8 protein-coding genes are annotated in these 15,660 nt (G+C 74.4%); 2 read left to right on the forward strand and 6 right to left on the reverse strand.

Features of this window, described 5'->3' with window-relative positions; translation table 11 throughout:
• Positions 1–35: 35 nt before the first annotated feature.
• Positions 36–2,273 (reverse strand): ATP-dependent DNA helicase UvrD2, encoded by a 2,238-nt coding sequence (locus ACF059_RS02390; protein WP_392050311.1) that lies wholly within the window; start codon positions 2,271–2,273, stop codon positions 36–38.
• Positions 2,274–2,384: 111 nt separating this feature from the next.
• On the opposite strand from ACF059_RS02390, the gene ACF059_RS02395 reads away from it, so the two are divergent.
• Entirely contained in the window at positions 2,385–2,645 is a 261-nt protein-coding gene (locus ACF059_RS02395) for a mycoredoxin (protein WP_360888045.1), read from the forward strand.
• Positions 2,646–2,716: 71 nt separating this feature from the next.
• On the opposite strand, the gene nudC is transcribed toward ACF059_RS02395, so the two are convergent.
• From nudC to ACF059_RS02420, 5 genes are all read right to left on the reverse strand, one after another.
• Positions 2,717–3,658, reverse strand: coding sequence for an NAD(+) diphosphatase (gene nudC / locus ACF059_RS02400; protein ID WP_392050313.1), 942 nt, complete (start codon positions 3,656–3,658; stop codon positions 2,717–2,719).
• 60 nt (positions 3,659–3,718) lie between these two features.
• Positions 3,719–5,143 carry a dipeptidase gene (locus ACF059_RS02405; protein ID WP_392050315.1) on the reverse strand — a complete coding sequence of 475 codons (1,425 nt, stop codon included), beginning with the start codon at positions 5,141–5,143 and terminating at the stop codon, positions 3,719–3,721.
• 10 nt (positions 5,144–5,153) lie between these two features.
• Positions 5,154–8,768, reverse strand: a complete 3,615-nt coding sequence (locus ACF059_RS02410; protein ID WP_392050318.1) for a UvrD-helicase domain-containing protein — start codon at positions 8,766–8,768, stop codon at positions 5,154–5,156.
• Positions 8,769–8,812: 44 nt separating this feature from the next.
• Positions 8,813–12,184, reverse strand: a complete 3,372-nt coding sequence (locus tag ACF059_RS02415; RefSeq protein ID WP_392052999.1) for an ATP-dependent helicase — start codon at positions 12,182–12,184, stop codon at positions 8,813–8,815.
• Positions 12,185–12,358: 174 nt separating this feature from the next.
• Positions 12,359–12,715, reverse strand: a complete 357-nt coding sequence (locus ACF059_RS02420; RefSeq protein WP_392050321.1) for an MGMT family protein — start codon at positions 12,713–12,715, stop codon at positions 12,359–12,361.
• 119 nt (positions 12,716–12,834) lie between these two features.
• Here ACF059_RS02420 and ACF059_RS02425 point away from each other — a divergent pair, with 119 nt between their 5' ends.
• Positions 12,835–15,645 (forward strand): YbhN family protein, encoded by a 2,811-nt coding sequence (locus ACF059_RS02425; protein WP_392050324.1) that lies wholly within the window; start codon positions 12,835–12,837, stop codon positions 15,643–15,645.
• Positions 15,646–15,660 lie beyond the last annotated feature (15 nt).

The raw sequence follows: 15,660 nt of genomic DNA on the forward strand, positions 1-15,660 counted from the left end.
GCTGGGCATGTGCAAACTATTTTTACGACGAGTTTTCACGCGTCGTCAGGATCCTCGCCGCCGGGCTCCTGACCTGTGCATATGGCCAGGACATCGGCTCCGTACCGCTCAAGCTTGCGGCCGCCCACTCCGGAGATCATCGAGAGCTCTGCGGCCTCCCCCGGAGCGGCCTCGGCGATCGCCATGAGGGTCTTGTCCGTGAAGACGCAGTACGGGGGCAGGCCCTGCTGCTTCGCCTGGCCCGCGCGCCACTCCCGCAGCCGCTCGTAGAGCCCTTCGTCCATGTCGGAGGGGCAGTCCTCGCAGCGCATCAGCTTCAGCTCGCCGGCCTCGGTCAGGGTCTTGCCGCAGACCCGGCACAGCACCGGGCCCCGGCGGCCGCGCCTACCGCGCGCGCCCCGCTCGGCCGCGGAGCCCGGCCCGCCTCCCGGGGCCGCGGAGCCCGGCCGCAGGCCGATCAGGAAGCGGCTGGGGCGTCGCGAGGCCCGGCCGCCGGGAGCCCGGGAGAGCGCCCAGGAAAGCGTCAGGTGCGCACGCGCCCGGGTGACGCCCACGTACAGCAGGCGCCGCTCCTCCTCGATCTGCTCGTCGGTCTTCGCGTAGGTGATGGGGATCATGCCGTCGGTGAGGCCGGCCAGGAACACGGCGTCCCACTCCAGGCCCTTCGCCGCGTGCAGCGAGGCCAGGGTGACGCCCTGGATGGTCGGGGCGTGCTGGGCGGCCTTGCGCTCCTCCAGCTCGACCGTGAGGTCCGCCAGGGTGGCCCCGGGATGGGTCCGGGCGAAGTCCTCGGCGAGCCGGACCAGCGCGGCCACCGATTCCCACTGGTCGCGCACGGCGCCGGAGCCGGCGGGCGGCTCGGAGGTCCAGCCCGTGGAGCTGAGCACCGCCCGCACCTGGGATCCGAGCTCCACGATGTCGTCGAGCAGCGGGTCGTTCCCGCCGGAGCGGGCCGCGCCGCGCAGCGCGAGGATCGCCTTCTGGACCTCCTGGCGCTCGAAGAACCGCTCGGCCCCGCGCAGCTGGTAGGGCACCCCGGCGTCGGCGAGGGCCTGCTCGTAGACCTCGGACTGGGCGTTGATGCGGTAGAGCACGGCGATCTCGCCGGCGGGCACGCCCGCGGCGATCAGGTCGCGGATCCGGTGGGCGACGCCCTCGGCCTCGGCGGGCTCGTCGGGGTATTCGGCGTAGACCGGGTCGGGGCCGCCCTCGCGCTGGGAGATCAGCTCCAGGCGGTGCTCGGCGGCGCGCCCCTTGGCCTGGTTCAGGAGCCCGTTGGCCAGGTGGACCACCTGGGGCGTGGAGCGGTAGTCGCGGACCAGCTTGACCACGGTGGCCTGCGGGTAGCGGGTGCGGAAGTTCAGCAGGTGGTCGGGGGTGGCGCCGGTGAAGGAGTAGATGGTCTGGCTGGCGTCACCGACGACGCACAGGCTGTCGCGCTCGCCGAGCCAGAGGTCCAGCAGCCGCTGCTGGAGCGGGCTGACGTCCTGGTACTCGTCGACGACGAAGTGCTGGTACTGGGCGCGGATCTGCTCCGCGATATCGTGGCGGTCCTGGAGGATGCCGACGGTGAGGAGCAGCACGTCCTCGAAGTCGATCATGGCGCGGTCGCGCTTGAGCTGCTCGTACGTCCCGTAGATCTGGGCGATCTCGGCCATGTCCCGGGGGACCTCGCGGCCCGACTTGAGGGCGGCCGCCGGATAGTCGGCGGGCACCGTCTGGGTGACCTTGGCCCACTCGATCTCGCCCGTCACATCGCGCAGCTCGCCCCGGTCCAGGCGGACACGGCAGCGCGCGCCGGCCTCGGCGACCAGCTGGATCTTGCGCTCCAGCAGCCGGGGCACGTCCCCGCCGACCGCCTTCGGCCAGAAGTACTGGAGCTGGCGCAGGGCGGCGGAGTGGAAGGTACGGGCCTGGACGCCGCCCGCGCCCAGGCTGCGCAGGCGCCCGCGCATCTCTCCGGCGGCGCGGTTGGTGAAGGTGACGGCCAGCACGCTGGCCGGCATGAGCTGGCCGGAGCGGACGCCGTAGGCGATGCGGTGGGTGATCGCGCGGGTCTTGCCGGTACCGGCGCCCGCCAGCACGCACACCGGGCCGCGCAGGGTCGTCGCGACCTCCCGCTGCTCCGGGTCCAGGCCCAGGAGCACCGCGTCGGCCGAGTCGGCGATGGCGGGGCCGCCCGGGAAGGATGAGGAGTGCGTTGCTGCTGTCACCCCGCCATGCTGCCAGGTCGGGTGGGTCGGGCGGGAAAACCGTCCACAGGCCGGGGCCATCAGTCGTATGAGTCACACCGGCGGCGCGGGAAGGGCCCTGCGGGAATGGCGGCGGGGGTCCGGTGCGTTCGACTACGCGTACCACCGAGCCTTCACCAAGGAGAGCGCAGCATGCAGGACACGGGCACCGTCACGATGTACAGCACGACCTGGTGCGGGTACTGCCGTCGGCTGAAGACCCAGCTGGACCGGGAAGGCATCGCGTACAACGAGATCAACATCGAGCTCGACCCGGCGTCCGCCGCGTTCGTGGAGAAGGCCAACGGAGGCAACCAGACGGTCCCCACCGTCCTGGTGAAGTCCACCGCCGGCAACGAGTCCGTCATGACGAACCCGAGCCTCGCGCAGGTCAAGCAGGCCCTCGCCGTCTGACACGAGGAAGGCCCCCGCCGCGGCGGGGGCCTTTTTGTGTGACGAAGCCGACGGGCCGGGGGCCCGGGCGGTTACGAGGCCGCCTTCGGCAGCGGCTCGCCGTACCAGCGCTCGACCAGTCGGGCGGCGATGGAGATGCCCGAGGGCGGCAGAACCGCGCCCGTCTCGAACGCCGCGCGCAGTTCCTCGCGCGAGAACCAGCGGGCCTCCTGGATCTCCTCGCCGTCCACCGTGATGTCGCAGGTGGTGGCGCGGGCCGTGAAGCCCAGCATCAGGCTGTACGGGAAGGGCCACGGCTGGCTGGCCACGTACTCGACCGCGCCGACCCGGATGCCCGCCTCCTCCCACACCTCGCGGACGACGGACTGCTCGATCGACTCGCCCGGCTCCACGAAGCCGGCGAGGGTGGAGAAACGTCCCTCCGGCCAGTGCACCTGGCGGCCCAGCAGCGCCCGGTCCTGCTCGTCGGTGACCAGCATGATCACGGCCGGGTCGGTGCGCGGGTAGTGCTCCGCGCCGCAGCCCGGGCAGCGGCGGATGTGGCCGGCGGCGGCGACCACCGTGCGTTCGCCGCAGCGCGAGCAGAAGCGGTGCAGCCGCTGCCAGTTCTCCAGCGCCACCGCGTTCACCATCAGCCCGGCGTCGCGGTCGTTCAGCAACAGGCCCGCCTCGCGCAGGCCGGCCGGGCGGGCCGACTGGTCCATGCGGCCGGGCAGCGAGTCCTTCTGCAGCGCGAAGTACCGTACGCCGTCCTCGTCGGTCCCCAGGAAGTAGCGGTGCGTCTCGGTGGCCGGGGCCTCGAACGCCGGGGTCATCACGATGGCGGTGCCCCCGTCGGGGGTGTCGTCGATCAGGACCTGGCCGCCGGAGACGACGAACACGCGGGTCGTCGGGTGGCTCCAGGCGGCGGCGAGCCAGGCCTCGTCGAGGCGGTGGTGCGCGGCGCGGTCGATTCCGCTGGGCGCGGCGAGCGAGAGAGGGCGCTCGGTATGGGTGCTCACTGGTACTTCCAACTCCCCCGGTGGTGGGACAGGCAGGCTCGGTGCTCGGCGGTGTGCGGTGCTCGGTGCTCGTTACTCGGTGTGCGCGGGCGGCGTGCGGTGGGCGGCGGCCAGGTCTCCCCAGAGGTAGGCGGTCGTCTCGACGCCCTTGAGCAGGAGGTCCAGCTCGACCTTCTCGTTCGGGGAGTGCCAGCCGTCGGACGGTACCGAGATTCCGAGGAAGAGGACGGGCGCGTCCAAAACGTCCTGGAGGTCGGCGGCGGGGCCGGAGCCGCCCTCGCGCGTGAAGCGCACCTTCTGGCCGAAGGCGCGGCCCATGGCCCGCACGACCGACTGCAGGGCCGGGTGGTCCAGCGGCGTCAGACACGGCCGGGTGGGGGCGCCGAAGGTGATGGAGTGGCGGATGCCGTCGGGGATCCGGGCCGCGACCCAGTCACTGACGGCGGCCTCGACCTCGTAGGGGTCCTGCCCCGACACCAGGCGGAACGACAGCTTCACGTGGGCGGAGGCGGGCACGATGGTCTTGCCGCCAGGGCCCTGGTAGCCGCCGCCGATGCCGTTGACCTCGGCCGTCGGGCGGGCCCAGACCCGCTCCAGGGTCGAGTACCCGGCCTCGCCGGAGGCCGCGTGGGACTTGGCCGTACGGAGCCACTCGGACTCGTCGAAGGGCAGCTCGGCGATGAGCGCGCGCTCCGCGTCGGTGAGCTCGGCGATGTTGTCGTAGAAGCCGGGGACGGTGACCCGCCCGTCCTCGTCGTGCAGGGCCGCGACCAGGCGGGCGGCGGCGGTGGCCGGGTTGGGCACGGCCCCGCCGAAGGCGCCGGAGTGGATGTCCTGGTCCGGGCCGTGGAAGTCGATCTCGCAGTCCGCGACGCCGCGCATGCCGGTGCAGACGGTGGGGGTGGTCTCGGACCACATGCCGGTGTCGGAGACGATCACGACGTCGGCGGCGAGTTCGGCGGCGCGGGCCTCCACGAGCTCGCGGAAGTGGACGGAGCCGGACTCCTCCTCGCCCTCGATGATCATCTTGAGGTTCACGGCGGGGGCGTCGGCTCCGGTGGCCGCCAGGTGCGCCCGCACGCCGAGGGTGTGGAAGAACACCTGCCCCTTGTCGTCGGCCGCGCCCCGCCCGTACATGCGGCCGTCGCGGATCACCGGCTCGAACGGGTCGGTGTGCCAGCCGTCCGCGACGGCGGCGGGCTGGACGTCGTGGTGCCCGTAGACGAGGACGGTCGGCGCGTGCGGGTCCTCGCTCGGCCAGTGGGCGAAGACGGCAGGGCCGCCCTCGGGGCCCGTCTCCCAGACTTCGGCGACCGGGAAGCCGGTCTCCTTGAGCTTCGCAGCCAGCCATTCGGCGCTGCGCCGTACGTCACCCGCGTGCTCGGGCTGGGCCGAGACGGAGGGGATGCGCAGCCACTCGGCGAGGTCGTCGAGGAAGGCGTCGCGGTGGGTGTCGATGTACGTGCGGACGACGTTGTCCGGCTGGATGTCGCTCATGCCCACGAGCCTAACCGTCCGCCTGACGGCCACCGTCGGGGCCCGTTTCGCCTTGGAGGATCCGCTCAAGACGGGCCCGGCCGGGAAGGTCGCGGGGGCGGATCACGCGGCCGCTGCGGACGTGCAGGAAGGCCGCGGTGACCTGGTCGAGCGGGGTGCCGGTGGCCTCCGCCCAGGCCAGTCGGTACACGGCGAGCTGGAGGGGGTCGGCCTCGGTGGTGCGGCCGGTCTTCCAGTCGACGATCTCGTAGCCCGTGTCCGTGCGGTAGACGGCGTCGATCCGGCCGCGGACGACCCGGCCGGCGAGCGTGATCTGGACCGGGGCCTCCATGCGGTACGGGGGCCGGTCGGCGTACTCGCTGCGCTCGAAGGCGGCCTTGAGGGCGTCGAGGTCGGCCTCGTCGGCGATGTCCTGGTCGGAGCCGGGCAGCTCGGTGGCGGGGTCGAGGACGTCGAGCAGCGGCAGCGGGAGCTCGTCGAAGCGGGACTCCACCCAGGCGTGGAAACGCGTGCCCTGGCGGGCGGCCGGCTGCGGGGGCTTGGGCATGGGGCGGGCCAGGTCGCGTACGAAGCCCTGCTCGTCGGCGGCGAGCCGGAGCAGCTGGCTGGCGGACAGGGCGGCGGGCAGCTCGACGTCGCGGACGGCCGCGCGGGCACGGCGGAGCTCGCCCTCCAGGGCGTCGAGGTCACGGTCCCAGGAGGCGATGGTCCGGGCGTCCTCGGGAGTCATCCGGCCCTCGGGCCGGTCGGCGGCCCGGCCATCGGCGTACGGGGGCCCCGCCGGCCCGGGCTGCGCCGCCCACGGGTCGGCCGCCCACGGGTCGTCGGCCTCGGGGCCGTCGAGCTCTGGGCCGTCGGCCTGCGGCCGGGCGGGCGCGTCGGCGGCGGGCCGGGCCGGGGCCGGGGCCGGGGCCCAGAGGTCCTCCTCCGGCCAGAGGTCGTCGTCGAGCGGCCCGGCGGGATCGGCCGGATTCGGGTCCTCCCCAGCGGCCCCTGCACCCGGCCCTTCGCCCGTCACCGGCGGCTCGGGCTCCGGCCACGGCTCGTCCTCGTAGGCCGGCTCTTCACACGAGGGCGGCCAGAGGTACGGCTCCTGCGCGGCCGGCGCGGGCTCCGGCGGCGGGCTCGCCAGGTAGGACTCCACCAGGGCGGCCGCGGCGCGGCGCAGGCGCAGGGAGTCCGGGTCGAGCGGCAGGGGCCAGGAGTGGTCCCGGCCGGCCCCCTCGGCCAGGGCGGGGTTCTCGGCCGACGGGTCGGGCTCGTCCGCCCAGGCCTCGATCTCGCCGTGACCGGCCGCGCAGTGCTCGTACAGCGCCGTCAGGAACGCGGACGGCCCCCGGCGCTTCTTCTGCGTCGGGCCCCACCAGTGGCCCGAGGCCAGCAGCAGGGAGCGGGGCCGGGTGAAGGTCACGTAGCCCAGGCGCAGCTCCTCGACCGCCTTGTGGTCCTTGAGCGCGGTCTTGAAGGCCTTCAGGCCGGCCGAGGTCCACGCCGGGTCCCCCGGCAGGGTCGCGGCGTCGCCGCGCAGCGCGTACGGGAGCACCTTCGCGTACGAGGTCCAGGCCTCCGGCGCCTTCTCCTTCGGGAACGAGCCCGCGCACAGGTCCGGGACCACGACGACGTCCCACTCCAGGCCCTTGGACTTGTGGGCCGTCAGGACCTTGACCGTGTTCTCCCCGCCGGGCAGGGCGTGGTCCAGGCCCTTCTCGTACTGCGCGGCCGTGCGCAGGAAGGCCAGGAAGGCCAGGAGGGATGCCTCGCCGTCCAGGGCGGCGAAACCGGCCGCCACGTCCATGAAGTTCGACAGCGTCTCGCGCCGGCGGGCGGCCAGCGCGTGCGGGGACGCCGACAGCTCCACCTCCAGCCCCGTGGCGGACAGCACGCGGTGCAGTACGTCCATCAGCGGGTCGGCGAGCGAGCGCCGCAGGTCGCGCAGCTCCTGGGCGAGGTGCGCGAAGCGGACCCGGGCCTGCGCCGAGAAGGGGAGGTCGTCCGGGGCCTGTCCGGCGCCGTCGAGGAAGGTCTCCAGGGCGTCGGCCAGGGACACGATCTCCACCGGGTCGACGCCCTCGACGGCCGCCGCGAGGCGTTCGTCCGGGTCCGCGTCGGCCGGCGAGCGGCTCACCAGCAGGCGGGCCCGCCGGCCCAGCAGGGCCAGGTCGCGGGCGCCGATCCGCCAGCGCGGACCGATCAGGAGCCGGACGAGGGAGGCGTTGGCGCCCGGGTCCTGGAGGACCTCGCAGACGGCGACGAGGTCCGCGACCTCGGGCAGGTGCAGCAGTCCGGAGAGGCCGACGACCTCCACCGGCACGTCCCGGTCGACCAGCACGGCCTGGATCTGCGCGAAGTCCCCGGCCGAGCGGCACAGGACCGCGATCTCCCGAGGCTCCGTGCCCGTGCGGACGAGGTGGGCGACGGAGTCGGCCAGCCATTCGAGCTCCTGCGCGTGGGTCTCCAGCAGGGCGCAGCGGACCTGGCCGGCGCCCTCGGCTCCCGGCGCGGGGCGCAGCGCCTCCACCCCCTCGTGCAGGGCGCGCAGGGGGGCGGCGAGGCCGTTGGCCAGGTCCAGGAGGCGGCCGCCGCTGCGCCGGTTCTCGCTGAGGGAGAGCCGGGTGGCGGGGGCGCCGTCGGCGTGCGGGAAGTGCTCGGGGAAGTCGTCGAGGTTGGCCACGGAGGCCCCGCGCCAGCCGTAGATCGCCTGGCACGGGTCGCCGACGGCGGTCACGGCGTGGCCGGAGCCCGCGCCGAAGAGGCCCGAGAGCAGGAGGCGCTGGGCCACGGAGGTGTCCTGGTACTCGTCCAGGAGCACGACGCGGAACTCCTCGCGCAGCAGCGCCCCCACCTCGGGCCGGGTGGTGGCGAGCTGCGCGGAGAGGGCTATCTGGTCGCTGAAGTCGAACAGGTCGCGGGAGCGTTTGGCGGCGCGGTACCGGCTGACCAGTTCCAGCAGTTCGAGCCGGCCCCGCACGGCCTGCGGGACCTTGCGCAGGTCGTCGTTGGTGAGCTTGGCGTCGGCGAGGGCGCCGAGCAGCTCGGTGTCGTACGCGCGCAGCTCGGCCGGCTCGACCAGGTGCTCGGAGAGCTCGGCGTCGAGCGCGAGGAGGTCGCCGACCAGGTCGGGGACGGACTTGGTGAGCGAGGGGTACGGGCCGGGGGCCTCGCGCAGCACCTTCGCGGCGAGCTGGAAGCGGGTGGCGTCGGCGAGCAGGCGTGAGCTGGGCTCCAGGCCGATGCGCAGGCCGTGGTCCTTCAGGAGCTGCCCGGCGAAGGCGTGGTACGTGGAGATGCGCGGCTCGCCGCCCGCCGCGCCGGGGTCGGCCGGGGAAGGGTCCGGGTCGGTGATGCCGGCCCGCGCGAGCGCCTTCCGTACGCGCTCGGACAGCTCACCGGCGGCCTTGTTGGTGAAGGTCAGGCCGAGCACCTGCTCGGGCGCGACCGCGCCGGTCCCGACGAGCCAGACCACGCGGGCGGCCATGACGGTGGTCTTGCCGGAGCCCGCGCCGGCGACGACGACCTGCGGGGCGGGCGGGGCGGTGACGCAGGCCATCTGTTCGGGCGTGAAAGGGATCCCGAGGAGCTCCTTGAGCTGCTCGGGGTCGGTGAGGACGGGGGGACGCGCGGACACGTAAAGAGGCTAGCCGCCCCCGCCGACAGTCCCGGACGGCCTGGTCACTCGACGGTCTGGCGGCCTTCGGGGCGGGCGCTGCACGCGCTGCGGAAGGAGCAGTGGTCGCAGTGCTTGCCCGCGGCGGGCGCGAACCGTTCGTCCAGGACCCGGCCGGCGGCGGTGGCGAGCAGGTCGCCGACCCACTCCCCGTCGAGCGGCTGCTGGGCCTGGATCCTGGGCACCGCGTCGCCTCCCTCGCGGACCGCGGCGCCCTGGCGGAGCTGGACGAGCTCGGCGCCGCCGGGCGCGGGGCGCCGCCCGTCGAAGACCTCGTCGACGGCGCCTTCGCGCACGGCGAGCTGGTAGACGGCGAGCTGGGGGTGGCGGGCGACCTCGTCCTTGGTCGGCGCGGACTTGCCGGTCTTGAAGTCGACGACGTACGCACGCCCCTGCGGGTCCGCTTCGACCCGGTCCATGGAGCCCCGGATGCGGACGGCGACGTCACCGGCTTCGAGCGTGACGTCGAACGCGTGCTCCGTGGCCACGGAGGCCCGGCCCCCGCGGTCGGTGGTGTGCCAGCGCAGGAAGCGTTCGAGGGCGGCGCGGGCGTTCTCCTTCTCCTGGGCGGACTTCCAGGGCGCGTCGAAGGCGAGGGCGTCCCATACGGAGTCGAGGCGTTCCATGAGGACGGCCAGGTCGGCGGGGGTGCGGCCGGAGGCGACCTCGTCGGCGAGGACGTGGACGACGTTGCCGAAGCCCTGGGCGGCGGTGGAGGGGGCGTCGGCCTTGACCTCGCGGCCGAGGAACCACTGCAGTGAGCAGGTGTTGGCGAGCTGGTCCAGGGCGCTGCCGGACAGGGCGACGGGCCGGTCCCGGTCGCGCAGCGGCACGCTGCTGCGGGTGGGCTCGTACAGGCCCCACCAGCGCTGCGGGTGCGCGGCGGGGACCAGGGGGCGGTCCTCCTCGTCCGTGAGCGCGGCGAGGCGGGCGAGGCGGCGGGCGGCCGCGTCGCGCAGCGCCTCGGAGGCCTCGGGGTCGACGGTGGTGGCGCGCAGTTCGGCGACGAGCGCCGGGACCGCGAGGGGGCGGCGGGGGCGGCCGGTGACGTCCTTCGGGGTCACCCCGAGCTCGGTGAGGAAGCGGGAGGGCTGGTCGCCGTCGTCGGCGGGGGCCTTGACGGCGGTGACGACGAGGCGGTCCCGGGCGCGGGTGGCGGCGACGTAGAAGAGCCTGCGTTCCTCGGCGAGGAGCGCGCCGGGGGTGAGGGGCTCGGCGAGGCCGTCGCGGCCGATGCGGTCGGCCTCCAGGAGGGAGCCGCGGCGGCGCAGGTCCGGCCACAGGCCCTCCTGGACGCCGGCGACGACGACGAGGGACCACTCCAGGCCCTTGGAGCGGTGGGCGGTCATCAGCCGGACGGCGTCGGGGCGGGTGGCGCGGGTCGTCAACGTGTCGGCGGCGATGTCCTCCGCCTCCAGCTGTTCGAGGAAGTTGAGGGCGCCACGGCCTCCGGTGCGTTCTTCGGCGCGGGCGGCGGTGTCGAAGAGGGCGCAGACGGCGTCGAGGTCGCGGTCGGCGTTGCGGCCCGCCGGGCCGCCGCGGCGGGCGCTGCGCTCCAGGCGCTGGGGCCAGGGCGTGCCGTCCCAGAGGATCCACAGGGCCTCCTCGGCGGTGCCGCCGCCCTGGAGGAGCTCGCGGGCCTTGCGCAGGAGCAGGCCGAGGCGCTGCGCTCCGCGGGCGTAGGCGGGGTCGTGCGCGGTGAGCCGCTCGGGCTCGGCGAGGGCGCGGGCGAGCAGGACGTCGGAGGGCGCGGGCACCTTGACGCCCGCGGCGCGCTCCTCGTCGCGCAGGGCCCGCCCGAGGCGCCGCAGGTCGGCGGCGTCCATCCCGCCGAGGGGTGAGGCGAGCAGCGCGATGGCGGCCTCGACGCCGCCGTCGGGGCCGTCGCCCTGGACCGCATCTGGCTGGCCCGGCTCGTCAGCGTCGACGTCTGGGCCCTCGCCCGCACCGTCCGCCCCCTCGGGAACGATCTCCGGGTCCGCGTCCGCAACCGGTTCGGCGGTGGCTTCGGGCGGGCCGGGCGGGGTCGAGGCGGCCGTGGCGGTGAGGCGCAGGGCCGTCAGGAGGGGGGCCACGGCCGGCTCGTGGCGCAGGGGGATCGTCGTGGCGTCCGTCTCGGCGGGGACTCCCGCCGAGATCAGGGCGCGGCGCATCGCCGGGAGGGTGCGGCCGCCGGAGCGGACCAGGACGGCCATGTCCTGCCACGGCACGCCGTCCTCCAGGTGGGCCCGGCGCAGGATGTCGGCGATGTTGTCGAGCTCGGCGCCCGCCGTCGGGTAGGTGAAGACCTCGACCCGCCCGCCGTCACGCGTCGCCCGCAGGTCCCGGTGGGCGCGCACCGCCGCCGCGGGCAGCCGCGGGAGCGGCATCCGGGTCGTGAGGAGGCGGGTGGCCGTCAGCAGGGCCGCGCCGGAGCGGCGTCCGACCGTCAGGGCCTTGACCTGCGCGCCGGGGAAGGCCGACGCGAAGTCCAGGGTGTTGTTGATGTCGGCGCCGCGGAAGGCGTAGATCGACTGGTCGGGGTCGCCGAAGGCGACCAGCGTGCCGCCCGCTCCCGTCAGCGCCCGCAGCAGCCGCAGCTGCGAGGCGTCCGTGTCCTGGTACTCGTCCACGAAGACCGCGTCGTAGGAGGCGGCGACCGACGGCGTGCGCTCCGCCAGGAGGACCGCGCGGTGCAGGAGCTCCGCGTAGTCCAGCATCCCCTGGAGGTCCAGGACGTCCAGGTACTCGGAGAGGAAGGCCGCGGCCGCCTTCCAGTCCGGCCGGCCGATGCGGTCGGCGAAGGAGGACAGGGCCTGCGGGCCGAGGCCCAGCTCACGGGCGCGGGCCAGGACGGCCCGGACCTCGTCGGCGAAGCCGCGCGTGGTGAGCGCGGCCCGCAGGTCGTCCGGCCAGCGGATCGTGCGCAGCCCGCGCTGCCCTTCCAGGAGGGTGCGGACCATCACGTCCTGCTCCGGGCCGGACAGCAGCCGCAGCGGGTCGGCGAAGAGGTCGGCGTCCTGGTGGGCGCGGACCAGGCCGTAGCAGAAGGAGTGGAAGGTGGTGGCCTGCGGCGCCCGCGCACCGCCGAGGCGCAGGGCGACCCGGTCGCGCAGTTCCACGGCCGCCTTGCGGCTGAAGGTGAGGATGAGGATCCGCGCGGGGTCCGTCCCCGCCTCCACCCGGGCCGTGACCGCCTCGACCAGCGTGGTCGTCTTCCCGGTGCCCGGTCCGGCCAGGACCAGGAGCGGTCCCGCGGTGTGCTCAACCACGGCCCGCTGCGCTGCGTCCAGCACAGGGGGATCCACCCGCTCCGGCCTGGTGCGCACCAGGCGGTACGCGTCAGGGGTCCGCGTACGCCGCCGTTCGGTGCGGCGGCTGTCGGAGGAAGAGGTGATCACGTGAGGTGCCGGTCCTGGTGGGTCTGCGGGTGCTGCCGTGACGGCTCGCGGAGAAGCCGAAGAGGCAACGCTACGGCAACCGGCCGACGCCGCGCAGTCGCCCCGAGTACCCCGTACGGGCGTTCACGCGGTCACTCGACCGCCCGCCCGGGCCGCGCATGGCCGAAGCTGTCAGATGTGAGCCTCGTCGCGCGTGCCGCCTTGTCCGGGGTCCCCGTCCCAGCGCGCCCGGCGCATGTCGAGCCGCGGTGCGCCGCTGCCGCCGGCCGTCAGGCGCAGCGGCGTGCCCTCGGTCCGGTAGTGCTCCAGGGCGCGCCGCTCGTGCCCGGGCAGCGGTACGCCGTCCGCCCGCACCACGCGCCACCAGGGCACGGCTCCCCCGTACAGGGCCATGACGCGGCCGACTTGGCGCGGTCCGCCCTCGCCGAGCCACTCGGCGACGTCCCCGTACGTCATCACCCGGCCGGGCGGAATACGCTCGGCCACCTCCAGTACGCGCTCCGCGTAGGCGGGCAGCTCCTCACTCATTCGGCACATGGTGCAGCACGGCGGCCGCCCGCGGGCGGAGGTTTCGGTTCCACACCGGCTCGCACCCTGATGCCCCGCCGGCCCGTCGGTCCGTGCCACCATCTTCCGGGCGGTGACTGGTGATACGTGATCACGAAGAGACGGAAGTGACGACGAAGGAGCAGGGTGTGAGCCCTCCGGACGGCGCGGCGACGGACGACGGCGCACGCCCAGACGACGGCGCCACCGAGGCCGCGGGCCGGACCGGCCATGCACCCGGCACCGAGCCCGAGGCCGGAGCCGAGTCCGAGGCCGAGCCTGGGGCCGAGTCCGACGCCGAGGGCCCGCACGGTCACGCCCCCACCGCCGCCGACCGGGTCGAGGTCGACGAACCGCTCCTCGCCGCCCGCGTGCACCGGCCCTCCGACCTCGTACGCCTGCTCGTCGGCATCCTCGGCATCGCCGTCCTGCTCGGCATCGCCGCCTTCGCCCACGGCACCACCGTCGGGCTGGAAGAGGACATCAACAAGGGCACCGGCCAGGCGCCGGACCTGTTGATCAAGGTCGCCGCACTCGTGTCGAGCATCGCGGTGCTGCTGCTCCCCGTCGCCTTCGCCATCGAGCGGCTGATCAAACGCGACGGGCTGCGCATCGCCGACGGCGTCCTGGCCGCCGTCCTCGCGCACGGCGTCACCCTCGCCACCGACCTGTGGGTCTCCGAGGCCGCCTCCGGCACCATCCAGGACGCCCTCACCCGCCCCGCGGGCGGCGGGGCCCTCACCGACCCGGTGCACGGCTACCTCGCGCCCGTCATCGCGTACATGACCGCCGTCGGCATGACCCGCAGGCCCCACTGGCGCGTCGCGCTGTGGGTGGTCCTCCTGCTCAACGCCCTGACCATGCTGGTCAACGGCTACACCACCCCCTTCTCGATCATCCTCACGGTGCTGATCGGCTGGAGCGTCGCCTACGGGACCCTGTACGCCGTCGGCTCGCCCAACGTGCGGCCCACCGGCCAGAACCTCCTCGCCGGACTGCGCCGGGTCGGCTTCCAGCCGGTCAGCGCGATGCGCGCGGAGGGGCCGGAGGGCCCGGAGGCCCCCGAGGTGAGCGACCGCGGCCGGCGCTACCACGTCACGCTGGAGGACGGGCCTCCGCTCGACGTCACCGTCGTCGACCGCGAGCAGCAGGCCCACGGCTTCTTCTACCGGGTCTGGCGCCGGCTCACCCTGCGCGGCATCACCACCCGGCGCAGCCTCCAGTCGCTGCGCCAGGCGCTGGAGCAGGAGGCGCTCCTCGCGTACGCCGCCATCGCGGCCGGGGCCAACGCCCCGAAGCTGATCGCCACCTCCGAGCTCGGCCCGGACGCCGTGATGCTCGTGTACGAGCACCTGGACGGACGGACCCTGGACTCCCTGCCCGACGAGGAGATCACGGACGACCTGACCCACAACACGTGGAAGCAGGTACGGGCCCTTCAGTCGCGTCGGATCGCGCACCGGCGGCTGACCGGAGACGCCCTGGTGGTGGATCGTTCCGGCAATGTCGTCCTCACCGACCTGCGGGGCGGCGAGATCGCCGCCGGCGATCTGGTGCTGCGGATGGACATCGCACAGCTGCTGACCACGCTCGGCCTGCGGGTCGGCGCCCAGCGCGCGGTGGCCTCGGCGGTGTCGGTGCTCGGCCCGGACGCGGTGGCGGACTGCCTGCCGCTGCTCCAGCCGATCGCGCTGAGCCGTTCCACGCGGGCCACGCTGCGCAAGCTGGCCCGGGAGCGGGCCGAGCGGGAGCGGGAGGCCGTACTGGAGTCCTCGCGGGCGGCGAAGGCGGCGCGGGAGGCGGATGCGGCGGCCTCGGGCTCCGCGTCGGCGTCGGCCGCGGCCGCGGCGGCCGACCGCAAGGCCGAGAAGAAGGCGCTCGACGACGCGCTGGACGGGGCCCGCGAGGAGGACCTGCTGAGCCAGATCCGCCAGCAGGTGCTGCTGATCCGGCCGCAGGCGCCGGTGGAGCCGGCCCGGCTGGAGCGGATCCGGCCGCGCACGCTGGTGTCGTTCATCGCGGGCGCGTTCGGTGCGTACTTCCTGCTCACCCAGCTCGCCCACGTGGACTTCGGGACCATCATCGGCGACGCGCAGTGGGGCTGGGTCGGTGCGGCCTTCGCCTTCTCGGCGCTGACGTACTTCGCGGCGGCGATGAGCCTGCTGGGCTTCGTCCCGGAGCGGGTGCCGTTCCTGCGGACCGTGGTCGCGCAGGTGGCCGGGTCCTTCGTGAAGCTGGTGGCGCCGGCGGCGGTCGGCGGTGTCGCGCTGAACACGCGCTTCCTCCAGCGGGCCGGGGTCCGGCCGGGGCTGGCGGTCGCGAGCGTGGGCGCCTCGCAGCTGTTCGGCCTGGCCAGCCACGTCCTGCTGCTGCTGTCCTTCGGCTATCTGACCGGGACCGAGAAGACCCCGGAGATGACCCCCTCGCGGGCGGTCATCGCGGGGCTGCTGACGGTGGCGGTGCTGGTGCTGGTCGTGACGGCGGTCCCCTTCATGCGCAAGTTCGTCGTGACGCGGGTGCGGGCGCTGTTCGCGGGCGTCGTGCCGCGCATGCTGGACGTGCTCCAGCGGCCGAAGAAGCTGATGACGGGCATCGGCGGCATGCTGCTGCTGACGGGCTTCTTCGTGATGTGCCTGGACGCGTCGATCCGCGCGTTCGGGGGCGGCGAGGCCATCAGCTACGCGAGCATCGCGGTGGTGTTCCTGGCGGGCAACGCGCTGGGTTCGGCGGCGCCCACCCCGGGCGGCATGGGCGCGGTGGAGACCACGCTCACGCTCGGGCTGATCGCGGCGGGGCTGGAGAAGGAGGTCGCGATCTCCGCAGTGCTGCTGTTCCGCCTGATGACCTTCTGGCTGCCGGTGCTGCCGGGGTGGATCTCGTTCAACTTCCTGACCCGCAAGGAAGCCATCTAGTGCTGTGGCCGGAAA

This window comes from Streptomyces sp. NPDC016562, from assembly GCF_043076955.1.
Classification (GTDB): domain Bacteria; phylum Actinomycetota; class Actinomycetes; order Streptomycetales; family Streptomycetaceae; genus Streptomyces.